Here is a 24,038-nt window from a genome sequence, read left to right as displayed (position 1 = left end):
TAATGACACAAATGGACAAAAGTGAGTGTTGAAACACAAAAATGTCGAAACAGTTGCGCTAATCAGGGTAAAAAAAATGACAACCATCGGCTGTCATTTAATATCGCTTACAGTGTATTAGTGCGTCAGATTACTTCATGTTTTCGTCCAGACGACCTTGTGCCAATGCTGGCGCAAGACCAGGAGTTAGCGGTAAGCGAGGGATCACTAGGCAGTGCATAAGGTGGTAGATGTCTTGCTTGCCATCCCACACTTTGCTGGTGCCCGCTTGGTTATTGCAGTCTAGCTCTTGCCACCAAGAGCAGCCTTCGTAATCGATAAGGTAGGTGCGGCAGTAATCCCACCAAAGGCGGTAATACTCTTCGTACTTCTTGTCGCCAGTTACTTCGTATAGCGCATAAGCCGTACCAATGGCTTCAACAGGTGCCCAACGAATTCGCTCACGCACTACTGGTTTACCATCCCAATCCACCGAGTAAACAAAGCCTGGTGCACCATCAACATGCCATGCGTCACGAACAGTTGCATCAAACAGGCCAATCGCATCTTCCAGCATCCACTCAGGAGCCTCCGCGCCAATGTCTAATAGCGTTGCGCGAAGGTGACAAATTAAACGCCCCCACTCAATCCAATGTCCAGGTGTACCGCCGTAGGCACGGAAGTGACTTGCAGGGGTTTCTTTGTTGTAATCCGGCAATGGATTCCAGTCTGAATCAAAGTGTTCGTTTACGCGGTAGCTCAAGCCCTTAGCCGTTTTGTGAACCATGAAATCAGTAATGTTTAGTGCACGATCGAGCCACTTTTTATCTTTTGTTACATCGTAAACGATCAAGAAGGCTTCGACAGAGTGCATCGCCATGTTGCCACCACGATAGTCTTCAGTTTCAGTGAACTCTCGATCCCATGATTCGTAACACATCTGTTTCTCTTCAACCCAGAAATGCTCGTCGTACACTTTAATCGCTTCATCAAGCAGCGCTTGTGCTCGTGGGTGACCGGTAGTGACCGCACTAGCAGCACCAAGAAGTAAGAATGCGTGCTGATAACCCTGCTTTGAGTCATCCATAACGCCTTCACCTTCGTTATCGATGGTTGCAAACCAACCGCCGTGCTCGTGATCTTTCAGAGGGCCCTCAAGCGCTGCGATACCGTGCTCAACGAGGTCCATCGCTCCAGGACGCCCCATGTGAGCGGCAAGTGCATAACAGTGCAACATACGCGCCGAGATCCAAAGGCGAGTGCCCATCTCATCACGAACGTTGCCGTTATTACCAATCCAGCCAAAACCATTTGGCACTACCGCGTTGCGACCAAATTCAAAGATACGGTCTGTTTCTGTATCCAACCAAGAGTTATGAGAACGGGTGTTAATCCACTTCATCTTTTGTTTCCTTATATTTTTTTGTTGCCACCGAAATTATCAGTCAGTGGCCTCTAATTCTGTTAGTTGAGTATCACTTTATGACAAAAATAACCACAAATGGACATTTTTGAGCGTTAGTGCACAAACTATGACAATTTTGGACAAGATTAATGCAGAGCGAAGGGGCGCTCTGCAATTATTTTGAAGAAGCCTTATGACTGAGTAGAAAAGCGGTGAATGGTTTTCTCTTCAAACACTTCCCCAGGGTTCAATCGAGTCGAAGGGAAATGAGACCGATTTGGGCTGTCAGGAAAGTGCTGTGTTTCCAAACACATGCCTTCTCGCGCTTCGTACTTATGGCCATTTCGTCCATACCAAGGTTTGTTCGATAGCTTAAAGCCGTTATAGAATTGCACCCCTGGTTGAGTCGTTAATACTGTCATCACGCGGCCACTTTGTGGCTCATACAGCTCAGCTGCAACCTGATAATCACCGTCTGTTTGGTGTCGATTCAGCACGAAGTTGTGGTCGTATTCACCGTCACCGATCTCTCTTAAGCGAGTAAAGTTTAATGCCGTATCTAACACGGAGCGAATTTCGCCGGTTGGGATAGAGTCTTCCCGCACTGGTGTATAGAAGTCAGCATTAAGTTTGAGTCGGTGTCCATTTACCGTACCAGAATCATGACCACCTAAGTTGTAATAGCTATGATTACAAAGATTAACAATGGTTGGTTTATCGGTTGTGGCTTTAAAATTATAATGAACTTGATTGAGTTCATCTAAACCAATGGTGTGCGTTACCGTTAGGTTACCGCCGTACCCTGATTCACCGTCCGGTGAGACGCGGCTTAGATGGATAAACGTCGCTTCCGCTTGCTCTTCAACAGCAAAACTCCACACATGTTTATCGAATCCTTTGCAACCACCATGAAGGTGCTGGCCCGTTGGTAATTCGTTGGTTTCGAGTTGAAAATTTTCGCCATCAAGAGTATAGCGCCCTGACTTTATGCGGTTGGCATAGCGTCCGGCGATTGCTCCAAAAAATGGATGTCCATTTAAGTATTTTTCTAGGCTTTCGTAACCGAGCACCACATCGGCAAGTTGGCCGTGTCGGTCGGGAGTCTCGATGGAAGTAACGATGCAACCAAAATTGGTCAATTGCACCTTCATACCAAGACTATTTTCTAACGTAAAGCGCTTAACAGGGATTGGTTGTCCATCAACCTCTCCCCAGTTTTCGATAGAAAGTTTCACGTTATTGCCTCTCTATTCATACCAACCAAAGAAATTAACTGATCATTCTTGCTTGTTAAAATCGCTAATAGCGGCGTTAAAGATTTTGTAGGTAGAACCACTATCTACGGCAATCTTTGCCTTGCTCTTAGCGATTTTTCCGGCGCAACTTTCTGACCAGTTAATGACTTCGATTGGTATCAGTGGCTCTGCGAGCCACTTGATTAAGGGGATAATTATTATTATTTAATTTTTGGCTCTAGGCCTGATGTCACACGAAGCTGCTCAAGTACAGACGTCCAATCTTGGCGGCCACGACCTGCTGCGCGAGTAATGCTATACAATTCGCGAGATGCCGCGCCACATGGCATTGGCACATTGACTTGGTTCGCTAGATCAAGCGCTATGCCGAGATCTTTATGCGCGAGGTCAACCATAAAGGCTGGAGACAGATCACCTGCCAACACTTTGCCAGGCCACGTTGTAGTGAAATGACCATTTCCTGCTGGTGTGCCGCTCATTACTTTCATTGCGGTATCGAAGTCCAAGCCAATGGCTTCAGCAAGCGTAATCGCTTCTGCAGATAGTGCATTCAGCGCAATACTCATGTAGTTATTGATGATTTTAACGCGGCCACCTTTACCAGGACCACCGCAGTCAACGGTTTCTGAGCCCATGCAATCAAATAGAGGTTGTGCACGTTCAATCTGCTCTTTGTTACCACCAGCCATGATCAATAGCTCGCCTTTAATAGCGTGTACCGAAGTACGCCCTACTGGCGCTTCCATCATTTGGAAACCTTGCTCTGCCATTTCTTTAATTAGGGTATCAGTTTCAAATGGGTGGATTGTTGACATATCAATCAGCATTGCTTCTTTAGACAATGTTGACGCTACACCGTTTTCGCCAAAAATAACGTTTCGAACCAATCCACCATTAGGCAGCATGGTCACAACAAACTCTACATCGAGTGCAGCTTCAGCAGGCGTTTTTGCAGCGACGGCACCTTGAGAAACCAATTCTGCGACAGCGTCTGCGCTAATATCAAATACGCGAAGTGAGTGACCACCTTTAATTAGATTTGCCGCCATTGGGCTGCCCATTTGGCCTAAGCCAATAAAACCGATAGTAGACATTTAAGAGTCCTTGATGTGTTGTAATTGCCCTTTACTATAGGCTTTCTAGACACAAGATCCTTTACCCTTGTCACATTTTGTTGTTTTTTGTTGTTTTTTATTCGTATCGTGACACTAATCCCAGTCAGATGGCCATTTACTCGTATAATGAGCAGTCATAAACATGAGAATCTTGAGCGATTGACTCGAGCAACCCTAACAGATGTAAAGGTTTACATTGTCGTAACCCCTTACCCATACGAAGCAAAAAAAGAGAGAAGCAATGTCTATAGCATGTGTAGGTATTACCGTATTAGACCGAGTACAGCTGGTGCCACAATTACCGACTTCCGGTGGTAAATATGTGGCTAACGACTATTTTGAAATTGGCGGTGGTCCTGCCGCAACCGCCGCAGTAGCAGTAGCTAAACTAGGCCACGATGTTGATTTTATCGGCCGCGTAGGAGACGACAGCGTCGCCGATACTATGCTCAGTGAGCTTTCAAGTTACGGTGTAGGCGTTGAGCATGCTGTAGTGATCCCCGGTGCCTCATCGGCATTTTCTGCAGTCATAGTCGATGCAGAGGGGGAGCGTATGATCATTAACTATCAAGATAAGTCATTGTCCAAAGATCCAACCGCTCTGCATTCTGTAGATTTCTCAACATATTCGACGATTCTCACAGACGTACGTTGGATAGAAGGGGCAAAATACGCATTGGAGCAAGCCAAGAAATTTGGCATTCCGTCGGTGCTTGATGCAGACATAACCCCCGAAGCTATTGATGAGCTTGTAGAACTGGCTGATCACGTGGCATTCAGTGAACCAGGTCTTGAAAAGTTCACTAACTGCAGCGATCCCATTGAAGGGCTCAAAATCGCTCAACAAAAGACAAAAAGCAAAGTCTATGTTACTGTTGGATCGAAAGGATGCTACTGGTTAGAGCAAGGTGAGCTTTGCCATCAAGCAGGAAGGAAAGTAGAGGTTGTTGATACAACGGGAGCTGGGGATGTATTCCATGGTGCAATGGCTGTTGCCGTCGCCGAAAGAATGCAAACCAGGGAAGCAATCGAGTTTTCCAACACTGTCGCCGCGCTTAAATGTACTCAATTAGGTGGCCGACAAGGTATCCCAAACCGTAACACAGTCGATTCTACATTGAACAGCTAGCAAATAGATAAAGAGTTATCGCGTGACAAATCCAAGACAAAATCAACTATTAAAACTAGTAAATGAGACAGGTTATTGTTCAGTTGAAGAGTTAGCCGAGCAGTTGGACGTGTCCACTCAAACGATTCGTCGTGACATTAAAAAGCTCAACGAAGAGAAACTGCTCATTCGGCACCATGGTGGCGCCAGTTCACCCGATACTAAAACAAACCTCGATTATGAGGTGCGCAAAGTAACGGACACCGAACAGAAAAATGCAATTGCGGAAAAAATCGCGTCTGTCATTCCTGATAACGCGACCATCTTCATGACAATTGGCACCACCAACGAAGTGATTGCTTCGCATTTACTAAAGAAAAACAACTTACAAATCATTACTAACAGCTTACGTGTGGCGAATATTCTCCATCAAAACCCAAGTTTTGATGTGTTGATCCCAAGCGGAAAAATCAAGTCATTTAATGGTGGTATCGTCGGCACCGAAGCGTTGAGTTTTATCTCAAACTTTCGTTTCGACTACCTCATTACCAGTACGGCCTCTATCGATGTTGATGGCACGTTGCTCGAGTATGACTTGAATGAAAGCTTGATCACGCAAAGCGCGATGAAATCTGCGCGCCATGTGATGATCGCGTTAGATTCAAGCAAGTTTGTACCAAAAGGCTCGATTGAAATGGGGCACATTGGTGACGCTAACTACCTCTTTACCGACGAAAAACCGCCGAAAGAGTTAGCGAGCTCAGTCGCTGCGACCAACACCGAGCTGGTGATTTGTAAATAACAAGTTGAAGACCGGCAGCTCGCCGGTTTTTTGTCGTTAGCATAGGCCTAGCTCTAAAAAAGCCCCCAACACAGGTGGAGGCTTTTACGCTATTCAAACCGTTAGCTCTTTAATAGAAGTGTGTTACTTCGCAAAGTTAACGAATGGGAAACATTTAAAGAATCCGTTGTCTGCGCAGTTAAGAAGACCAATTTGTACGCCATCGATTTTCTTAGTCATGTTGAAAAAGCCCAACTGGAAAGTTGACGATTCTGAGATGCTTGCAAAACCTACATCAGCCAAGGTATTGCCTTGTGAGTAGTTAACAGTACTTAGATTAAGGCCATTAACGTCGTTAGTGTAGTTTACTACGCCAAAGTTCGCGCCAGTCGTAAGACCTTCATTCCAGTTAAGAAGACCAAATGAAGCGCCCTTCATTTCTTGGTTTACTTTAGATGCACCAAAAAACAAACCGAAGTTTACACCTGTTGTTTTGTCTGTCTCAGACAAACCTAGCAATGCGAAATCAACGCCTTGCACTTCGCTCACTTGACCATGAAGTACTGCTAATCGAACACCTTTGACATCACTATCGCTTGGTGCATTGTAATCAATTGTTGAAAACATTACCGGTGCAGTTGCCATTGCTACCGGTGCTACTAGTGCAGCCACTGCTGCCGCAACCGAAATTACCTTCTTCATAAATCCCTCTTTGAGCTTGTAATAAAATAAAACTGCAATTTGCTTAGTTTCCACCACTACGAACAAACGACAGTGCATGCTGCACTCAAGGAGCAGCATATCGACCTATGATACTGAATAACGTAGGATCATCCGATAGTATGCCTTTAATGCATCATGATCAATATAAACGTGAGGCAGATCAACATAAGCTCAACAGACAATAGACTCCCATAAAGAAAAAATCAGCAAGGCGTGAATGTTCGATTTTCATATTGTAAGATATACTTACATTCTCCCCCAAAAGTATGGGTAGGCATCATCACACAAGGACGTCGTTGTGAGCAGTAGAAGCCGTGGTTTTACACTGGTTGAGTTAGTCGTTGTATTGGTTATCATTGGTATCGTTGCCATTACTGCTGCGCCTAGGTTGTTAAACCTACAAGAAGATGCCCGTAAATCCTCGCTAGAGGGTATTGCGGCAGCCCTTAAGACAACAATCACCTTAGTGAAGTCTAAGGCCTACATTAACGGGCTATCCCCCGCGACGGAAAACCCAGGCAACAATGAACAAGCGATATACATCATTGATTATGGAGAAGGGATCGGCAGCGTAGAAGTCGATTGGGCTACTTTATGCCCAGAAAGCAAAGGTGAGCTGGGTAATGACCTTACCATGATCGACTTTCTCGTCCTTGATGACCCTGAGTCAATTAAACAAGAGTACGGCAATAGATATACCGCTATTGGCTATGACGTACCTTTTACCAGCAATGATTTAGGCGGCGCTACTATCACACCGAGTAACGGCTGCTATGTCTTATATGACTCATTTGGTGATAGACAAGGTGGTGATTGTACCGTTGAAGTTGTCGATACCGATTGCTAATCAAAAAGTTCAGATCAGCAAATACAAAAAAGCCTCGACATTTGTCGAGGCTTTTTTGTTTAAATAGTGGTACCGGTGGGCGGACTTGAACCGCCACGCCCGAAGGCAACGGATTTTGAATCCGTCGTGTATACCAATTTCACCACACCGGCACTAAAGCTTGGGGATAACCCCTTACTGTGTTTGGCATTATACGTATCGCTTACCTTGGTGCAATACCCAATCTATGAATTTGTGTTCGTTCGGCCGTTTTTTCGCCACGAAGGTCTATTTTTAGATCAAAAATGGAGTTAAATGGCTTTTAGATGCGCTCTTTTATCAGTATCCTTGCTCGCATTACTGATATTGAGTCCTCAAATTTTATGACTAACACCGCCACATTACCGACCGCAGGTTTTTTCCGTCGCGTCGCCGCACTTATCTACGATGGCCTGCTCATTATTGCGATTGAAATGATTGCAGCCGGTATCATTATTGCAATTTTGGAAGCACTTGTTGCTACAGGTCTTTTTGACTACGGCATCTATCTGGACGCCAGTGACTATTTAACGCAGCACCCGGTTTGGAGTTCGGTATTTACTCTTTACCTTGGCGCTATTTGGTTGGGCTTTTTCGCCTACTTTTGGAGTAAAGCAGGCCAAACACTAGGAATGAGAGCCTGGAAACTGCGTGTTCAAAATGAAGGTGGCTCAAACATTAGCGTGTCACAAGCCTTGATTCGCGCAGGTACATCAGCATTTGGACTGGGGAATTTAACCGTTCTCATTGATCCTAAAAAGCGTGCTTTTCAAGATATGTGGGCGAAAACTCAGGTTGTTGTTTTACCGAAAGCCTAACGAACTAATACCAACCAAAGCTATTAACTGATCATTCTTGCTCGTAAAAAAATGGCCAACATGCGAAAGAGTGTTGGCCATTTTTTTATCTATAAATTTCGCCTCAATAACATCACGGCTACCCCGAAGAATACCACAATAGGTGCCAGTGCTCCGAGCATAGGTGGAACGCTGTAAACAAGGCTTAGCGGTCCAAAGAACTCCGACGATATGTAGAACGCAAACCCTGCTATCACGCCCGACAGTATTCGAGCGCCCATTGTTACACTCCGTAGGGGACCAAACACAAATGAAAGTGCCATCAGCATCATTACCGCGATTGATAAGGGCTGAGTGACTTTACGCCAGAAAGCAAGCTCATACCGAGAGGCTTCCTGCTCAGAGGCTTTTAGATAGTTAACGTACTCAAATAGGCCGCTCAGTGAAAGCTCTTCGGGTTTAACCGTCACTATGGCCAATTTGTCTGGTGCTAACGTAGTCTGCCATTGGTACTGCGGAATGCTTTCTTTGGTGATAACCACATCATTCGCTAAGTTTGTCACAACCGCTTCATTCAACTGCCAAGTGTTGTCACCAATGTAATCGGCATCTTTGGCAAACACCGTCACTTGCAAATCTTTTTGCTCATCGAAACGCCACACATTTACAGCGGTCAATGAATCATCACGCACCCTACCAATAAAAATAAAGTCATTGGCATCTTTTGCCCACACGCCAGAGCGAACCGAAGCGATATTACCACCCGAGACCGCAAATGCTCGCAACTCACGCGCGGCTTTCTGCGCTTGCGGTGCGCCCCACTCGCCAAGCAGCATCACCATAACCATTAATGGTAAAGCCGTCTTAAGCACCGATAAGCCGACGTCTAATTTTGAGTAGCCCGCCGCCTGCATAACGGTTAGCTCTGAGCTACTGGCTAGCATCCCAAGCCCAATCAACGAGCCAAGTAATGCAGCCATTGGGAAAAACAGTTCGATATCTCGGGGAACACTCAAAATGACAAAATAGAGTGCTTCCATCAAATCGTAGCTGCCGCGCCCCACTTTTCGAAGCTGCTCCACATATTTAATGATGGCCGACAGCCCTACAAGAGTGGCCAGTGTTAACGCACTTGTCGAGACAATCGTACGGCCGATGTAAACATCAAGAATTTTAAACATGATTAGGCCGCTTTCCTTTTCGCGAGACGTTTTTGACGAAAGCCATCTTTGAGTTTACGCACAGGGACACTGTCTAGAGAGTTGAGAACAATACCCGCAACCAACAGCGCAATATTCATAGGCCATAATCCGACAGTTGGAGAAATACCCCCGTCTTCAATCGCAGACTTCGCAGCACTAATCGATAAAAAGTACGCGAGATAGAACAAAATAGCGGGACCCATTTTTGCAAAACGCCCTTGCCGCGGGTTAACCGCCGACAGAGGGATCACGATCAATGTGAGAAGCGGAATACAAATAATGAGCGACAGTCGCCAATGTAGCTCAGCGATCGCTTTACGATCATCACTTTGAAACAGTGCCGCAGTAGGTAAGGCCTCCCAATCACGACCTTTGGCTTTGACTTCACGCTGACCAATGAGCGCGTCGTACTCGTCAAACTCAGTGATGCGGTAATCCAACATCGATGGAATGCCCTCGTAACGCACACCATCTTGCAAGCTCAATATCTGGCGGCCATCGGAAAGTTCTCGGGCAATGCCCGAATCGGCAAAGGCAACACTAGGACGAAGGGAGTCTCTGGCGGTCACTTGGGCAATAAATACATTGGTCAGCACTTTGTTATCGACGTCATCGATAAATACTACAGAGCTGCCGTCAGGCGTTCGTTGAAATTGTCCTTTTTTGATCAGTTCAACACTATTATCTGCCGCCAATTGCTCCACCAACTGAGCTTCTTTGTCTTGCGCCCACGGCGATAAATAGAGCGAGTTAAATGCGGCTGCACCAGAGGTGATCAGCGCCAAATATAACGCCGCTTGAATTAGAAATTTGTTGCCAATTCCGGTCGCATTCATCACTGTGATTTCACTTTCAGCGTACAAACGCCCAAAAGTCAGCAAAATACCAATATAGAGACTGAGCGGTAGCATTAACTGCCCCATTGCAGGCATATTTAGGCCAACAAAAGTCATCACCATTGCAGCAGGAATATCACCATCAGAGGCGTCTGCTAACACGCTGATTAGACGCTGGCTTAAAAAGATCAAAAACAACACAAAAAAGATGGCAAATTGGCTCTTAATTGTCTCGCGGATCAAATATCTAACAATTATCACGCTTGGGGCACCTATAATTCCCTATACAAAACTTGTTTTTTTGGTGGAATCACTATAATTTCACGGTGAACTATTTATTTATCAAAAAATACGACTAAATGAGGTACGCAACAAAAGGGAACCTATAACGGTAAACATAACCCTTAGTTGCCCATACGACAAGTTAGCTAACTCAAGAAGTTAGCATTGCATTATCCATCATTTAGTTCAATTTGTCTTTAGGATGTAGGAGTTAGCATGGAGTTTAGTGTAAAAAGTGGCAGCCCAGAAAAACAGCGCAGCGCATGTATCGTTGTCGGTGTTTTTGAGCCACGTCGTCTCTCTCCAGTTGCAGAGCAACTCGATAAGATCAGTGATGGCTACCTAAGCTCACTGCTGCGCCGCGGCGACCTAGAGGGTAAGCCAGGCCAAATGTTGTTATTGCACCAAGTACCTGGTGTACTTTCAGAGCGCGTATTGCTAGTAGGTTGTGGTAAAGAGCGTGAGCTAGGCGAGCGCCAGTACAAAGAAATCATCCAAAAAACCATTAGCACACTAAACGAAACTGGCTCTATGGAAGCGGTCTGTTTCTTAACAGAACTTCATGTAAAAGGTCGCGATACCTACTGGAAAGTTCGTCAGGCGGTTGAAGCCACCAAAGACGGCTTATACACCTTCGATCAATTCAAAAGCGCTAAACCTGAAACGCGTCGCCCTCTTCGCAAATTGGTGTTTAATGTCCCTACGCGTCGCGAGCTTAACCTTGGCGAAAAAGCCATTGCACACGGTCTTGCTGTAGCAACGGGCGTAAAAGCATCAAAAGATCTTGGCAACATGCCGCCTAACGTAGCAAACCCAGCTTATCTTGCTTCTCAAGCTCGCCGATTAGCCGACGACTTCGAGACGGTGTCGACCAAGATCATTGGCGAACAAGAGATGGAAAAATTGGGTATGACTTCGTACCTTGCGGTCGGTCGAGGCTCTAAAAACGAATCAATGATGTCTGTGATTGAGTACAAAGGTCACCCAGATCCTGAAACCAAACCTATTGTATTGATCGGTAAAGGTCTAACGTTTGACTCAGGCGGTATTTCACTTAAGCCTGGCGAAGGCATGGATGAGATGAAGTACGACATGTGTGGCGCTGCGTCAGTATTTGGCACCATGAAAGCACTGGCCGAACTTAACTTACCAATCAATGTCGTTGCCATCCTAGCAGGTTGTGAAAACATGCCTGGCAGCAATGCGTACCGTCCAGGTGACATCCTAACCACAATGTCGGGTCAAACCGTCGAAGTACTGAACACCGATGCAGAAGGTCGTTTGGTTCTATGTGATGCACTGACGTATGTCGAGCGTTACGATCCTGAATGTGTGGTAGACGTAGCGACGCTTACTGGTGCGTGTGTTATTGCATTAGGTCATCACATTAGTGGTGTGATTTCGAATCACAACCCATTGGCACACGAGTTGGTGAACTCATCAGAGCAAGCGAGTGATCGCGCGTGGCGTATGCCAATGGCTGACGAGTACCATGAGCAGCTTAAGAGCCCATTTGCCGATATGGCAAATATCGGTGGCCGTGCAGCAGGTACTATCACTGCAGGGTGCTTCTTGTCGAAGTTTGCTAAGAAGTACAACTGGGCACACATTGATATCGCGGGTACGGCTTGGAAGTCTGGAGCCGCCAAAGGCTCGACCGGACGTCCTGTCCCAATGCTTGTCCAATTCTTAGTGAATCGAAGTGGCCAAGACTCGGAAGAGTAAATAGATACCAATTAAATTAATCAGCTGCGTAAAGATGGCGCAGTAAAATCGCTGATAACTAAGCAAAGATTGCAGTAGCTAGTGGGCCTAAAGGCAAAATCTTTAACGACGGTATCAGCGATTTTAACAAGCTAGATTACGTAGATGATTGGTTTGATTGGTATCATAGGGCCTACGGGCCCTTTTTTAATCCCTCAATATTCAATATGGACAGCTAGCACTATCATGACCGTTGTGACATTTTATGTACTGCAAGACGACTCGCCTCAAAGCAGCGATGCTGGGTTTGAAGAGTATGTGTTGTTTTTGCTTGGTCACTTCGCATCGCAAAACGCAAAAATCTATCTGAACTGCGCAGACAAATCTCACGCACACCGTTGGGACGATAAACTGTTTGCTCAAAACGCGACACATTTCATTGCCCACAACCTGATCGGAGAAGGCCCTCGGTACGGCTCACCACTTGAAATTGGCCATGAAGGTTTAAAGCCCAGCTTTAATCGCAATCTTGTGATCAACATTAATCTAGAGAATAGCGAGACAATTTTTGCGAGATCGGCATCACAAGTGATAGAATTTGTCCCTTGCTCTGAAAAACAGAAACAAGCGGCTCGTGAGCGATTCAAACGCTACCGAGAAGCAGGAGCCGAAGTGCAGACGGTAAACGTCGACACCTCACACTAGTTTGGGTCAAACTGCATAGCTAACGGACTTTATAACGCGGCATTTTTTTGCGCTATCGAGAGCCGTTAATTATGACGTTTGACATTGATTAACCATCAAAAGTATCCAGTTTAAGAGAACTATGGAAAAGACATACAACCCAACTTCAATCGAACAAGCGCTTTACCAGGCTTGGGAAGATAAAGGCTACTTTAAGCCGCACGGTGACACGACCAAAGAAGCGTACAGCATCATGATCCCGCCGCCGAATGTCACAGGTAGCCTGCACATGGGCCACGCATTCCAAGACACCATCATGGATACTTTGATCCGTGCACAGCGCATGAAGGGCAAAAATACGCTTTGGCAAGTCGGTACTGACCACGCAGGTATTGCGACTCAAATGGTGGTTGAGCGTAAAATCGCCGCCGAAGAAGGCAAAACCAAACACGATTACGGTCGCGAAGCCTTCATTGACAAAATTTGGGAATGGAAAGCGGAATCCGGTGGCACTATTACGCAACAGCTTCGCCGCTTAGGTGCGTCTGTAGATTGGGATCGTGAACGCTTCACTATGGATGACGGATTATCAGCCGCCACTCAAGAAGTGTTTGTACGTCTGTTTGAAGAAGATCTTATCTACCGCGGCAAACGCCTGGTGAACTGGGACCCAAAACTTCACACGGCCATTTCTGATCTGGAAGTTGAAAACAAAGACAAAAAAGGCTTCATGTGGCACTTCCGCTATCCATTAGCGGATGGCGCTAAAACAGCCGATGGTAAAGACTACATCGTCGTGGCAACCACTCGTCCAGAAACCATGCTAGGTGATACTGGCGTTGCCGTTAACCCAGAAGATCCTCGCTACAAGGATCTCATTGGTAAGCAAATACTGCTTCCGCTGGTTAATCGCCTTATCCCTATCGTCGGTGATGAGCACGCAGATATGGACAAGGGTACAGGCTGCGTGAAAATCACCCCTGCGCACGACTTCAATGACTACGAAGTGGGCAAGCGACACAGCCTACCTATGATCAATATCCTTACTTTTGACGCCAATATCCGTGATGCAGCGGAAGTCTTCAACACCAACGGTGAAGCTTCAACTGAATACGCTACGGATATGCCTGAGCAGTATCATGGATTAGAGCGCTTTGCAGCACGTAAAGCGATTGTGGCGGAGTTTGAGCAACTAGGCTTGCTCGATGAAGTCAAAGATCACGATCTTACTGTTCCTTACGGCGACCGTGGTGGTGTGGTTATTGAACCAATGCTGACAGACCAATGGTATGTACGCACTGCACCGCTAGCAGAGCCTGCTGTTAAAGCGGTAGAAGATGGTGACATTCAGTTCGTGCCTAAGCAGTACGAAAATATGTATTTCGCGTGGATGCGTGATGTACAAGATTGGTGTATCTCTCGCCAGCTTTGGTGGGGCCACAGAATTCCAGCTTGGTACGACAACGATGGCAAAGTTTACGTTGGACGCAGTGAAGAAGAAGTACGTGAGAAGAACAATCTTGCTCCTGTAGTGGTTCTTCGCCAAGACAACGACGTATTGGATACGTGGTTCTCATCGGCACTTTGGACTTTTGGTACTCAAGGTTGGCCAGAAGATACCGAGGCACTTAAAACGTTCCACCCTTCAGATGTATTGGTGTCGGGCTTCGATATCATCTTCTTCTGGGTTGCGCGTATGATCATGATGACCATGCACTTCTGTAAAGATGAAGATGGGAAGTCACAAGTACCGTTCAAAACCGTTTACATGACTGGACTTATCCGTGATGAAAACGGCGATAAGATGTCTAAGTCAAAAGGTAATGTGCTTGACCCAATCGACATGATTGATGGTATTGATCTTGAGTCACTGGTTCAAAAACGTACCGGTAACATGATGCAGCCTAAACTGGCCGCGAAGATTGAAAAGAACACCCGCAAAACTTTTGAAGATGGCATTGAACCATACGGTACCGACGCACTCCGCTTCACGCTTGCGGCAATGGCATCGACGGGTCGTGACATCAACTGGGATATGAAGCGCCTAGAAGGCTATCGTAACTTCTGTAACAAGTTGTGGAATGCAAGCCGTTACGTACTGATGAATGCTGAAGATCAAGACTGTGGTTTTGGTGACAACGAGGTTGAATACTCATTAGCCGACAAGTGGATCGAGTCTCAGTTTGAACTGGCGGCGAAAGAGTTTAATGCTCACCTAGACACCTACCGTCTGGATATGGCGGCAAACACCATTTATGAGTTTATCTGGAACCAATTCTGTGACTGGTACTTAGAGCTAACCAAGCCAGTATTGTGGAAAGGTACAGAAGCTCAGCAGCGTGGTACACGTCGCACCTTGATTACTGTCCTTGAGAAAACCTTGCGTTTGGCTCACCCAGTGATCCCTTACATCACTGAAACCATCTGGCAAAGTATTATGCCGCTGGTAGACGGTGTTGAAGGCGACACAATCATGACTCAAGCTCTACCTCAGTACGACGGTGCTAACTTCAATCAAGAAGCACTAGACGATATTGAGTGGGTGAAGGCGTTTATCTCTAGCATCCGAAACTTGCGTGCTGAGTACGACATCAATCCAGGTAAACCTTTGGAAGTGATGTTGAAAGCCGCTGATGCCAAAGATGCAGCGCGCCTTGAAGCCAACAAACAAGTATTAGTGTCGCTTGCGAAACTTGAGTCAGTACGTATCTTGGACGCAGATGAGCAAACGCCTGCGTGCGCCACTGCACTGGTTGCAAAGTCTGAGCTAATGATCCCAATGGCAGGTCTTATCGACAAAGACGCTGAGCTAGCACGCCTTGAGGGGGAAGTGAAGAAAACCCAAGGCGAAATTAAACGTCTTGAAGGTAAGCTAAACAACCAAGGGTTTGTGGCTAAAGCGCCTGAAGCAGTTGTGGCTAAAGAGCGTGAAAAACTCGACGGCTACAAAGAGACGTTGGTTAAGCTTGAAGAGCAAAAAGCAACGATTGCCGCTTTGTAATCTGATGACATAAAACGAGAAGGCCAATGGGGAAACTCATTGGCCTTTTTTTGTACCTGTCTGAGCGAAAAAGTGCGACGTAAGAAACTCCAATTAGTACTAACCGAAGTCAGTAACCAGTCAGAAAATTGCGCCGGAAAAGTCACTGAGAAAAAAGGGAGAAACTACCGTAGGTAGTTGTACTACCTGCAAAATTTTTGACATTGTTATCTGTATTCTTAATAAGCAAGAGTTGTCAGTTTTCATCCTTGGTTGGTATAAGCCCAAACTTTCAATGAATTGCACGCATGCTTTCAAAGGTTTATTCGTAATAACATACGTACCTATGATTGCGAAACTTTTAATAGATATTACCTATCAAAATAATTGCAAAATACCGCTTGATTAAATGAGAATGATTATCAATAATGTTAACAACCAGACAGGAAAGAGACTTTAATCATGAACAAGACAATCAGCTTCGCCGCTATCCATTTTACTATCGCCACTGTCGTTGCTTACGCATTAACTGGGGATCTTCTATTAGGTAGTTTGATCGCAATGATCGAGCCTACAATAAACACTGGCGCATTCTATCTGCATGAAAAAGTATGGGCAGGATCCGCCAACAGTAACAGAAAGCAACTGGCTACCATAAAGACTATAAGCTTTGCGACCGTTCACTTTAGTGTTGCGTTTACAGTGGTTTACCTGCTTACCGGCGATGCACTGGCCGGAGGTATCATTGCAACACTAGAGCCTGCATTAAACTCTGTGGCTTATTACTTTCACGAAAAGGCCTGGATCAAACGCAGTCAAGCCCATACTCACTTCGCACATAGTTAAGTCAATCAAACTAGAGCTGCGATAGCGCCACTGTCTGGATGGGTGCCTCTGGAGCAAGAGGTATCCAAGCTTCCACCTGATACCCATCGATTTCAATGGCTAAACAGTAATTAGCCTCCTCGCCTTGAGTCACCGGTGCATCAACTTGAAAAAGCGCGGTGGCATGATCTTGTCGAAGATCCAAAGGTAAGGTCAATGTCATTCCGTTAAACTTCACCTTCGCAGATACCAGCCCAATTGCTGCGATCGCAAACATTAAATCCACTTTCACTTCGCACCCACCTACGGGATGCCAGATTTGTTCGATATGAAGGGTTTCAAGCCTAACGTACTGACTAAACTGAAGATACGGCATTCGCCAAACACCCATTCTTTCATCGACCGGCGCTAAGCGGGGGACACTATCTTGGTCGTCGAACCATTCATCGTCATCTTCTTCCAAAAACAACATTTCAATGCGATTTCGCCCAAGGGTAAGTTGACTGCTTACATCTTTGCGATAGTTCATAGAGCGCCCATCACAATCAAACATGGCGATACCGTTAAGTCGAACCTCTGCGTGATAATCAACACCACCAACCACCAACTCAATGACGTTGTGATTAAGCATCTCTTCAGTGACTTCGATATCATGCATCAAATGCCACTCTTGCTGAGCAATTTCAGGCTCACTGAGTGTATCGGGCAAAACCGCACTCAATGGACCGGGAAAAGTTAGATCGTCTTGTGGGATAGACAAATCTGTTAATGGCGAGAGTTGCCAAAGTCCGTTTAACAGCAGTTGCATAACTGTCCTTGTTTCGTCGAAATGCAGCTAAAAAAAAGCTCACCAACGGTGAGCTTCAATGTTGTTACTCTTGCTCGTCGTCTTCTTCATCATAGACGAGTGCATCTTCACCTTCATAGTAGGTGCCCCAGCCGTCGTAGATGATGTCATATTTCTCTGCAAGTCTAACGAGCTTTTCAACCTGAGCATCAATGGTTTCTGCATTCAGCGCAGACTCCATGGTCGCATCACAGCACAGCAATTTATTGCCGTCTTCGTCTTCACTTTCTTCAGCTTCTAGTACTTCAAAACCCATTTTAAATGCTTCGATAACGGCTTTTTCTAGCGTTTCGAAGTTTTCAGCAAATAGGTGGTGTTCGATTTGATAAAGAGAGTCTGGTTCGCTGCCATCACTGAGCAGCTCGTCGATAATCGCTCGGGTATCTTCTTTCTGCATCTCGATGAAATCTTCGACAGATAGGTACTCATCTTGTTCAGACATGCAAGGCTCCTAGACGGTAGGTTGAGTGGGTATAAATCGGTTAATTAACGGCGATCCTACATGGATCATTGTGTGACCACAAGACAAAAAATACAAACCCATCAGCCCACTAAATAAGTCAGTTAGTGAACTGGTGGGTCAGGTGTTAGGTGAGGTGGCTCAGCTATGCTGGTAGCTTAAACTGAGCGATTAGCTGACTCTGTTTTTGAGAGACTACAGTGAGTGACTCACTATTGCGTACTGATTCATTGGCATTGTCGGCAATACCCATCGCCACATCAGAAATACCAACAATGTTTTCGGCAACCTCTTTGGCAACGGCACTTTGCTCTTCTGAAGCAGTCGCTATGGATCGACTCATATCATTCACAATGCGAAGCTTTTCTACCATTTCTTGGAGCGACTCATGACTTTGGCTACTCTGCTCTACAGAGTATTGTGCTTGCTTTAGGTTACTCTCTACCATTTTCACAGCACTGGTTGAGTTCGCCTGTAAGCTTTCAATCATCGAGCCTATCTCATTGGCCGATTCTTGAGTTCTTGTAGCCAATGAACGAACCTCGTCAGCAACGACCGCAAAACCTCGGCCATGCTCTCCCGCACGGGCAGCTTCAATCGCTGCATTTAACGCCAGTAAGTTAGTTTGCTCACTAATAGATTGAATAACCGTCAATATTTCATCAATTTGCTGAGACTGAGTCGACAACTGTTGAATCACGCCAGACGCTTCCGTCAATGAGCTCTGTAACCCTTCGACAAACTCAACATTGGTCTTAGTAATCGACATATTTTGATTTGCTAAGCCAACCACTTCTTCAACTGCATCACTTGATTCTACGGCATGGGTAGCCACTTCATGTACCGCATGTTCCATCTCGGTCACTGCGGCTGCCATTGATTCAGTTTGATGTTGCTGAGCTTGAACTTCGCTAAGTGTTTGAGAACTCATTTTTTGAGAGTTGATTGCTACTTCAGTAACTTGCTGATCAGCCTCTTGAATTTCACCAATTAAGCCTCTTAGCTTGTTCGACAAAATATTGATGCTATTGGCAATTTCGCCCAATTCAGAGCGGTAAGTTTGGTTGATGCTATGAGTTAAATCGCCTTCTGATAATTTACTCAGGGCCGTTTGAATGGCGGCTAACGGCGTCTTAATTGCTCGCACAACAGAGAAAGTCACCAAAAGTGCGATCAATAAAGTCACTACAGATAAGCTGCTGTTAACCATAATTGAGTTTTTAGCACTTTTTCCAGCTTCGACTTTTGCGTCTTCAGAGAGTCCACGGATCACTGCGGTAAAGTTTTCGAGCTCCCCAACAATGACATCCATTTGCTCCGCGGTAACTGAAAGCATTTGGTTGCTCTGCTCGTTCAGGCTGATGTATTGCTGGTGCAATTTCAAAATACCATCGTTACTCGCAATCGCACGACTAAGGATCGTCACATAAGGTGCAAGGTAGTCTTCTGAACTTGGCATGTCATCGTATAACGGGTCGACTTTTTCTAAGGTGCGACTTAAGTACCCTTCGAGTTCCGTCGCCATCGGGGTAATCGCTTCTTCAGTATCGACACTTAATAATCTCTGAATGTAGCCTTTCGCGCCTGCACCTTGGGTCTCAATGTAACTGATGTTCCATGCTGCAGAATTAAGGCCATCGAATTTGGCATCGGCTTGAAGGTCACCCATGTCTTGAGAGAAAAAAATCCACTCATCGTCAAAGGTTTTTAGCTCTGTAGCAGACTTAACTCGAGCATGCGTACGCTGGTTGTGCAGTTGCAGATGGCTCTCTGCGTTAACGATAAGCGCTTCTACCTGACCATTAACATTAGACAATGTATCGATCAGCTTTGGGTAGCCTTGCAACTGTTGCAACAATATAGATTGCTGCGCACTAACCTGCTGCTTAGTCTCAGCAAAAGAGGCCTCTAATTGTTGGCGCTTTTCTAACGATTCGGTATTGGCATGAACAAGCATCAGACGATTCGCATCTTGGACATGCTTGGTCAACGTATTCGACCCATCCAAAAAGCCAGTCAACGTAGAAGCGGCTAGCTCCATTTGCGACTCCATTTTGGTCTGAGAAAAGTAGGCAGAAAAGCTGATGGTTATGGCACATAATGTAACTACCACAAATCCCATCACAATCCTCTGTATTAGACTAAGGTGCACGGTTGGTATCTCCCGAAATTTGGTTAGCATGTCTCTTTCTTTAAAACAACACACTATATATGGAACCCTAACTCCATATCGGCAGAAAGGGCTGTAGCTTTAGTTTTCAACCTATCTTTGTCACAAAATCTAACAGAAAAGTGGCGAAATTCGATTACAAAGCGTGACGTACGTAACGTAAATATCGGAAAAACCTCTTGATTTGTATGCTTTTCAGAATGAGCGATTGAATCGGTAAGATTCGGAATAATCGTTTTTAGCTTAGATCATCAACAATTCTCATTCCTAACCGTTCTAAGTGCAATTCTATTCTTAGACACTCATTGGCCTGTTGCTTCGATTATTCAACCCGCAGGGATAAATAGCGCCATTTGGAGTATACATCCTCGCAGAGTGCCTATTTATTCAAAAAGGTACGGCGTTCATTATGCAGTTTATTGAATAAATACTTAAATTAATTGCCCTGTCTGATTGGTCGGTTGTTTTGCAAAGTGTTCTATAAACACCGATATGTTGATATAAATGACTAATATTGGCACTCCATGCCAGACATTTGGTTACCAATATGATTTGCAATTTACACAATATATTGTCATAACATGCAGCGCACTATTAAAAGGATTTATCATGAGTAAGCTGTATGTAGGCTCTGAAGTTGGGCAATTACGACGTGTATTGCTAAACCGCCCAGAGCGCGCCCTAACCCATTTGACCCCATCGAACTGCCACGAACTGCTATTTGATGACGTACTCGCTGTAGAAGCAGCTGGAGAAGAGCACGACCAATTTGCCCAAACGTTGAGAGAGCAAGACGTTGAGGTATTGCTACTGCACGACCTACTCGAAGAGACCTTAGCCGTCCCGGAAGCAAAGCAATGGTTATTAGACACCCAAATATCTGACTACCGTTATGGCCCACTGTTTGCGCGAGACTTTAGGCAATATTTATCGGAAATGGATAACCATCACTTAGCGGTTGTGCTTTTAGGTGGTCTTGCGAATTCTGAAATCAAATTAGACACTCAGTCGATGCTACCGAAAATGCATCGCCCTCTCGATTTTATCATCGAGCCGCTCCCCAACCATCTATTTACCCGAGATACATCATGCTGGGTCTACGGGGGGGTATCACTAAACCCGATGATGAAGCCGGCTCGCCAACGTGAGACTAACCATCTACGTGCGATTTATCGCTGGCACCCAACTTTCGCCAATCAAGAGTTTGTGAACTATTTTGGCGACGAAGATTTGCACTACGACAATGCCAATATTGAAGGTGGTGATGTTTTGGTTATCGGTAAAGGTGCGGTGTTAATTGGGATGTCTGAGCGAACCACGCCACAAGGTGTAGAAAACTTAGCCTACAACCTATTTAAGTCCGGTCAAGCGACAGAAGTCATCGCGATTGATTTACCTAAGCATCGCTCATGCATGCATCTGGACACCGTCATGACGCATATGGATGTAGACACCTTCTCGGTCTATCCAGAAATTATGCGCAAAGATTTAGAAACATGGCGACTCTATATTGGTAAAGACAATGAGATGAAAGTGGAACAAGTACCAAGCTACATTCACGCCATAGAGCAAGCTTTGGGTCTAGACTATCTAAAAATCATTACCACTGGTGGTGACAGCTTTGAGGCCGAACGTGAACAATGGAACGACGCCAATAACGTACTCACAGTGAAGCCGGGGGTGGTCATTGGCTACGAACGTAACGTCTACACCAATGAAAAATATGACAAAGCAGGGATTCAGGTCCTCACTATTCCTGGTAACGAATTAGGCCGTGGTCGTGGTGGCGCTCGTTGTATGAGCTGCCCAATAGAGCGTGATGGTATATAGCCCCTAAAACAAGGTATAGTAAAAGGGACTTTCGAGTCCCTTTTTTAGATTTAAATCAAATAAAAATTCACTTTATATGTATTTTTATGTATAAATGATTTTCTGACAGTGTATGGAGTTGAGGCCATGGGATTTAATTTAAAGCATCGTAACTTTTTGAAACTTCTTGATTACACAACGGAAGAAATTCAATTCTTACTCGATCAATCGGCAAACCTAAAAAAAGCAAAGTATGCAGGATATGAAAAACCGACGTTGTCGGGGAAAAACATCGCACTTATCTTTGAAAAAGCCTCAACCCGAACTCGATGTGCTTTTGAAGTTGCCGCTTTTGATCAAGGCGCTCACGTCACCTACATTGGACCTACCGGCTCACAAATCGGTGAGAAAGAGTCGATGAAAGATACCGCTAGGGTGCTTGGCCGAATGTACGATGGTATTCAGTATCGCGGGTTTGGGCAAGAGCGCGTTGAAGAACTAGGTGCTTATGCCGGCGTTCCGGTGTGGAATGGCCTGACCGACGAATTTCACCCAACTCAAATACTGGCCGACTTCCTAACTATGCTTGAGCACGGAAAAGGCAAACAACTTAATGAGCTTAAGTTCGCTTTTTTAGGGGATGCGCGCAACAACGTGGCAAACTCGTTAATGGTAGGCGCAGCGAAAATGGGGGTCGACATTAACTTGGTGGGCCCTAAAGATTACTGGCCAGAAGCAACGCTTGTCGAAGAGTGTCAGCAGTTGGCACAGCAAAGCGGTTCAGCCATCACTCTCACCGAGTCCGTTGACGAAGGCGTAGCTGAATGCGACTTCATCTATACCGACGTTTGGGTATCAATGGGCGAATCAAAGCAAGCATGGGCCGAACGTGTCGAGATTATGAAGCCTTATCAGGTAAACGCTTCTTTAATGGCGAAAACCGGTAAAGCCGATAGCAAGTTTATGCACTGTTTACCCGCATTCCATAATGATGAAACGACCATCGGAAAACAGGTCGCAGAAGAATTTAATATGAAAGGGCTGGAAGTCGACGAAGAGGTCTTCGAATCAAAACAGTCTATCGTGTTTGATCAAGCAGAAAACCGTCTTCACACCATTAAAGCCGTTCTCGTCAGTACACTGGCGTAAAAAGTATGAGCACTCAACACGCAGTGATTCAGCCCATTAGGGCATATCGCTGCGTTTTCATTGCAAGTTACCCGCGAGACTAAACCTTCGGCTTTATTTAGGCGCTCTATGAAAAATAGCGTTGAGCAAACTCAATGAACGCATTGAGCTTGTTAGAGCGCTTGACCATTGGTGGATACAGTAAGTAGACGTCATTATTCCAAATGTGGTGCTCATTGAGTACTTGCACTAATTGCCCTTGTTGAATCTCTTTTTCAACGTAATAGTCTGGTGCCATCATTAGCCCTTTGCCTTCAATGGCTTGCTGCTTAATGATATGGTTTTCATTTATGGTCAACCAGCCTTGGACAGCCACTTCTTCTCCAGAAAACGACCAGCGCTCTGCGCCTTGCCCCGTCAGGCATTGATGGTGTGCCAATTGCTGTGGCGTATAAATGGGTTCATTTTTTTGCAAATAACTTGGCGATGCCACCAACACTCGTTGATAAGCAAACAAATGCTTGGCCACTAAATTTTGTGGTGGCGTTTGAGTGGCTCTAAACGCGCAATCAAAGTTATCTTTCACCAAGTTATAGCTGTTGTAACTACACTCAATAACAAACGTCACTGCTGGATACAGCTGTGTAAACTCTGCGCACATCTGCGTTAACGCGCTTTGGGCAAGTTGGAGTGGTGCTGTAAAACGTATTTCGCCCTCTATGGCGGTGTTTTCGTAATCGATCGTCCGTTCAATGTGCAAGAGATCTTGCTTGATCCCTTCCATTCCTTGTTTTATTTGCTCTCCTTGAGCGGTTAACCGTACTGTACGAGTCGAGCGGATCAGCAGTGGATAACCTAACTCTGTTTCCAACTGTTTAATCTGAGTGGAAAGGTAACCTCTAGACATTTCGAGGTTTTCCGCAGCTTTGGTAAAACTTAGCTGACGTGCCACCTCGACAAACAGCAGTAGACGCTCAATTTTTTTATGATGCATGAGACTGTTTTGTTCTTTATAACAAACAATGATTTCTCTTTTGTAGTGTTTATTAATCTAATTAGCAAGGCATACTAGTCACAATAAC

At 45.4% G+C, this 24,038-nt stretch carries 20 protein-coding genes and 1 tRNA gene; 10 read left to right on the top strand and 11 right to left on the bottom strand.

All coding sequences use genetic code 11. The annotated features are described in order from the left end of the window. Positions 1 to 130: 130 nt before the first annotated feature. The 3 genes from ST37_RS03430 to yihU all read right to left on the bottom strand — a co-directional run bounded on the left by ST37_RS03430 (position 131) and on the right by yihU (position 3,734). Positions 131 to 1,381, bottom strand: coding sequence for an AGE family epimerase/isomerase (locus tag ST37_RS03430; protein ID WP_084883833.1), 1,251 nt, complete (start codon positions 1,379 to 1,381; stop codon positions 131 to 133). Between the two features lie 194 nt (positions 1,382 to 1,575). Continuing rightward, positions 1,576 to 2,619, bottom strand: coding sequence for an aldose epimerase family protein (locus tag ST37_RS03425; protein WP_084883832.1), 1,044 nt, complete (start codon positions 2,617 to 2,619; stop codon positions 1,576 to 1,578). A gap of 221 nt (positions 2,620 to 2,840) precedes the next feature. Continuing rightward, positions 2,841 to 3,734 carry a sulfolactaldehyde 3-reductase gene (yihU, locus tag ST37_RS03420; RefSeq protein WP_084883830.1) on the bottom strand — a complete coding sequence of 298 codons (894 nt, stop codon included), beginning with the start codon at positions 3,732 to 3,734 and terminating at the stop codon, positions 2,841 to 2,843. A 262-nt stretch (positions 3,735 to 3,996) separates the two neighbouring features. Between yihU and ST37_RS03415 the strand changes: the two genes are divergently transcribed. Together ST37_RS03415 and ST37_RS03410 are read left to right on the top strand one after the other, a co-directional pair. Further along, positions 3,997 to 4,884 carry a sugar kinase gene (locus ST37_RS03415; RefSeq protein WP_084883828.1) on the top strand — a complete coding sequence of 296 codons (888 nt, stop codon included), beginning with the start codon at positions 3,997 to 3,999 and terminating at the stop codon, positions 4,882 to 4,884. A 22-nt stretch (positions 4,885 to 4,906) separates the two neighbouring features. Beyond that, the gene (locus ST37_RS03410) at positions 4,907 to 5,665 is read left to right on the top strand and encodes a DeoR/GlpR family DNA-binding transcription regulator (RefSeq protein WP_084883826.1); all 759 of its coding nucleotides are present in this window, start codon (positions 4,907 to 4,909) and stop codon (positions 5,663 to 5,665) included. Between the two features lie 123 nt (positions 5,666 to 5,788). Here the strand turns inward: ST37_RS03410 and ST37_RS03405 are convergent, their stop codons facing one another. After that, on the bottom strand, positions 5,789 to 6,346 hold the full coding sequence (locus tag ST37_RS03405; protein WP_084883978.1) for a phaC PHA synthase: 558 nt from the start codon (positions 6,344 to 6,346) through the stop codon (positions 5,789 to 5,791). Positions 6,347 to 6,665: 319 nt separating this feature from the next. Between ST37_RS03405 and ST37_RS03400 the strand changes: the two genes are divergently transcribed. Next, a complete protein-coding gene (locus ST37_RS03400; protein ID WP_084883825.1) occupies positions 6,666 to 7,214 on the top strand; it encodes a prepilin-type N-terminal cleavage/methylation domain-containing protein in 549 nt (182 codons plus the stop codon). Positions 7,215 to 7,281: 67 nt separating this feature from the next. Here the strand turns inward: ST37_RS03400 and ST37_RS03395 are convergent. Beyond that, a tRNA-Leu gene (locus ST37_RS03395) sits at positions 7,282 to 7,366 on the bottom strand. Positions 7,367 to 7,576: 210 nt separating this feature from the next. Between ST37_RS03395 and ST37_RS03390 the strand changes: the two genes are divergently transcribed. Continuing rightward, entirely contained in the window at positions 7,577 to 8,050 is a 474-nt protein-coding gene (locus ST37_RS03390) for an RDD family protein (protein ID WP_084883977.1), read from the top strand. Between the two features lie 89 nt (positions 8,051 to 8,139). Here ST37_RS03390 and lptG read toward each other — a convergent pair whose 3' ends face one another. Next, a complete protein-coding gene (lptG, locus tag ST37_RS03385; protein ID WP_084883823.1) occupies positions 8,140 to 9,210 on the bottom strand; it encodes an LPS export ABC transporter permease LptG in 1,071 nt (356 codons plus the stop codon). 2 nt (positions 9,211 to 9,212) lie between these two features. Further along, positions 9,213 to 10,328 carry an LPS export ABC transporter permease LptF gene (lptF, locus tag ST37_RS03380; RefSeq protein ID WP_084883821.1) on the bottom strand — a complete coding sequence of 372 codons (1,116 nt, stop codon included), beginning with the start codon at positions 10,326 to 10,328 and terminating at the stop codon, positions 9,213 to 9,215. Between the two features lie 237 nt (positions 10,329 to 10,565). Here lptF and pepA point away from each other — a divergent pair, with 237 nt between their 5' ends. The 4 genes from pepA (at position 10,566) to ST37_RS03360 (ending at position 16,563) form a co-directional block, all read left to right on the top strand. Beyond that, complete coding sequence (gene pepA / locus ST37_RS03375; protein ID WP_084883819.1) at positions 10,566 to 12,074, top strand: leucyl aminopeptidase; 1,509 nt, start codon at positions 10,566 to 10,568, stop codon at positions 12,072 to 12,074. Positions 12,075 to 12,299: 225 nt separating this feature from the next. Continuing rightward, entirely contained in the window at positions 12,300 to 12,758 is a 459-nt protein-coding gene (locus tag ST37_RS03370) for a DNA polymerase III subunit chi (RefSeq protein ID WP_084883818.1), read from the top strand. Between the two features lie 121 nt (positions 12,759 to 12,879). Then, on the top strand, positions 12,880 to 15,738 hold the full coding sequence (locus tag ST37_RS03365) for a valine--tRNA ligase (protein WP_084883816.1): 2,859 nt from the start codon (positions 12,880 to 12,882) through the stop codon (positions 15,736 to 15,738). 441 nt (positions 15,739 to 16,179) lie between these two features. Then, positions 16,180 to 16,563: a DUF2061 domain-containing protein gene (locus ST37_RS03360; RefSeq protein ID WP_084883814.1), complete on the top strand. Its 384-nt coding sequence runs from the start codon at positions 16,180 to 16,182 to the stop codon at positions 16,561 to 16,563. 10 nt (positions 16,564 to 16,573) lie between these two features. Here ST37_RS03360 and ST37_RS03355 read toward each other — a convergent pair whose 3' ends face one another. The 3 genes from ST37_RS03355 to ST37_RS03345 all read right to left on the bottom strand — a co-directional run bounded on the left by ST37_RS03355 (position 16,574) and on the right by ST37_RS03345 (position 19,971). Further along, positions 16,574 to 17,350, bottom strand: coding sequence for a beta-galactosidase (locus ST37_RS03355; protein WP_084883812.1), 777 nt, complete (start codon positions 17,348 to 17,350; stop codon positions 16,574 to 16,576). A gap of 64 nt (positions 17,351 to 17,414) precedes the next feature. Beyond that, positions 17,415 to 17,831 carry a ribonuclease E inhibitor RraB gene (gene rraB, locus ST37_RS03350; RefSeq protein WP_084883811.1) on the bottom strand — a complete coding sequence of 139 codons (417 nt, stop codon included), beginning with the start codon at positions 17,829 to 17,831 and terminating at the stop codon, positions 17,415 to 17,417. Between the two features lie 163 nt (positions 17,832 to 17,994). Further along, complete coding sequence (locus tag ST37_RS03345) at positions 17,995 to 19,971, bottom strand: methyl-accepting chemotaxis protein (protein WP_172400924.1); 1,977 nt, start codon at positions 19,969 to 19,971, stop codon at positions 17,995 to 17,997. 657 nt (positions 19,972 to 20,628) lie between these two features. On the opposite strand from ST37_RS03345, the gene arcA reads away from it, so the two are divergent. Together arcA and argF are read left to right on the top strand one after the other, a co-directional pair. Beyond that, positions 20,629 to 21,849: an arginine deiminase gene (arcA, locus tag ST37_RS03340; protein ID WP_084883807.1), complete on the top strand. Its 1,221-nt coding sequence runs from the start codon at positions 20,629 to 20,631 to the stop codon at positions 21,847 to 21,849. Positions 21,850 to 21,975: 126 nt separating this feature from the next. Then, positions 21,976 to 22,977, top strand: a complete 1,002-nt coding sequence (argF, locus tag ST37_RS03335) for an ornithine carbamoyltransferase (RefSeq protein ID WP_084883805.1) — start codon at positions 21,976 to 21,978, stop codon at positions 22,975 to 22,977. 106 nt (positions 22,978 to 23,083) lie between these two features. Here argF and ST37_RS03330 read toward each other — a convergent pair whose 3' ends face one another. Continuing rightward, positions 23,084 to 23,950, bottom strand: coding sequence for a LysR family transcriptional regulator (locus tag ST37_RS03330; protein ID WP_084883803.1), 867 nt, complete (start codon positions 23,948 to 23,950; stop codon positions 23,084 to 23,086). Positions 23,951 to 24,038 lie beyond the last annotated feature (88 nt).

This window comes from Vibrio sp. qd031 (assembly GCF_002100145.1).
In the GTDB taxonomy this organism is placed as follows: Bacteria; Pseudomonadota; Gammaproteobacteria; order Enterobacterales; family Vibrionaceae; genus Vibrio.
Note: the sequence above shows the minus strand (reverse complement) of the source record. Positions and strands in the feature narration are given on the sequence as shown.

What these genes read in the sequence shown, in the direction of transcription:
- ST37_RS03430 (WP_084883833.1), bottom strand. Translation starts at nt 1,381, where the DNA reads ATGAAGTGGATTAACACCCGTTCTCATAACTCTTGGTTGGATACAGAA.
- yihU (WP_084883830.1), bottom strand. Translation starts at nt 3,734, where the DNA reads ATGTCTACTATCGGTTTTATTGGCTTAGGCCAAATGGGCAGCCCAATG.
- ST37_RS03415 (WP_084883828.1), top strand. Translation starts at nt 3,997, where the DNA reads ATGTCTATAGCATGTGTAGGTATTACCGTATTAGACCGAGTACAGCTG.
- ST37_RS03405 (WP_084883978.1), bottom strand. Translation starts at nt 6,346, where the DNA reads ATGAAGAAGGTAATTTCGGTTGCGGCAGCAGTGGCTGCACTAGTAGCA.
- ST37_RS03390 (WP_084883977.1), top strand. Translation starts at nt 7,577, where the DNA reads ATGACTAACACCGCCACATTACCGACCGCAGGTTTTTTCCGTCGCGTC.
- lptG (WP_084883823.1), bottom strand. Translation starts at nt 9,210, where the DNA reads ATGTTTAAAATTCTTGATGTTTACATCGGCCGTACGATTGTCTCGACA.
- pepA (WP_084883819.1), top strand. Translation starts at nt 10,566, where the DNA reads ATGGAGTTTAGTGTAAAAAGTGGCAGCCCAGAAAAACAGCGCAGCGCA.
- ST37_RS03370 (WP_084883818.1), top strand. Translation starts at nt 12,300, where the DNA reads ATGACCGTTGTGACATTTTATGTACTGCAAGACGACTCGCCTCAAAGC.
- ST37_RS03365 (WP_084883816.1), top strand. Translation starts at nt 12,880, where the DNA reads ATGGAAAAGACATACAACCCAACTTCAATCGAACAAGCGCTTTACCAG.
- ST37_RS03360 (WP_084883814.1), top strand. Translation starts at nt 16,180, where the DNA reads ATGAACAAGACAATCAGCTTCGCCGCTATCCATTTTACTATCGCCACT.
- ST37_RS03355 (WP_084883812.1), bottom strand. Translation starts at nt 17,350, where the DNA reads ATGCAACTGCTGTTAAACGGACTTTGGCAACTCTCGCCATTAACAGAT.
- rraB (WP_084883811.1), bottom strand. Translation starts at nt 17,831, where the DNA reads ATGTCTGAACAAGATGAGTACCTATCTGTCGAAGATTTCATCGAGATG.
- ST37_RS03345 (WP_172400924.1), bottom strand. Translation starts at nt 19,971, where the DNA reads ATGGGATTTGTGGTAGTTACATTATGTGCCATAACCATCAGCTTTTCT.
- arcA (WP_084883807.1), top strand. Translation starts at nt 20,629, where the DNA reads ATGAGTAAGCTGTATGTAGGCTCTGAAGTTGGGCAATTACGACGTGTA.
- argF (WP_084883805.1), top strand. Translation starts at nt 21,976, where the DNA reads ATGGGATTTAATTTAAAGCATCGTAACTTTTTGAAACTTCTTGATTAC.
- ST37_RS03330 (WP_084883803.1), bottom strand. Translation starts at nt 23,950, where the DNA reads ATGCATCATAAAAAAATTGAGCGTCTACTGCTGTTTGTCGAGGTGGCA.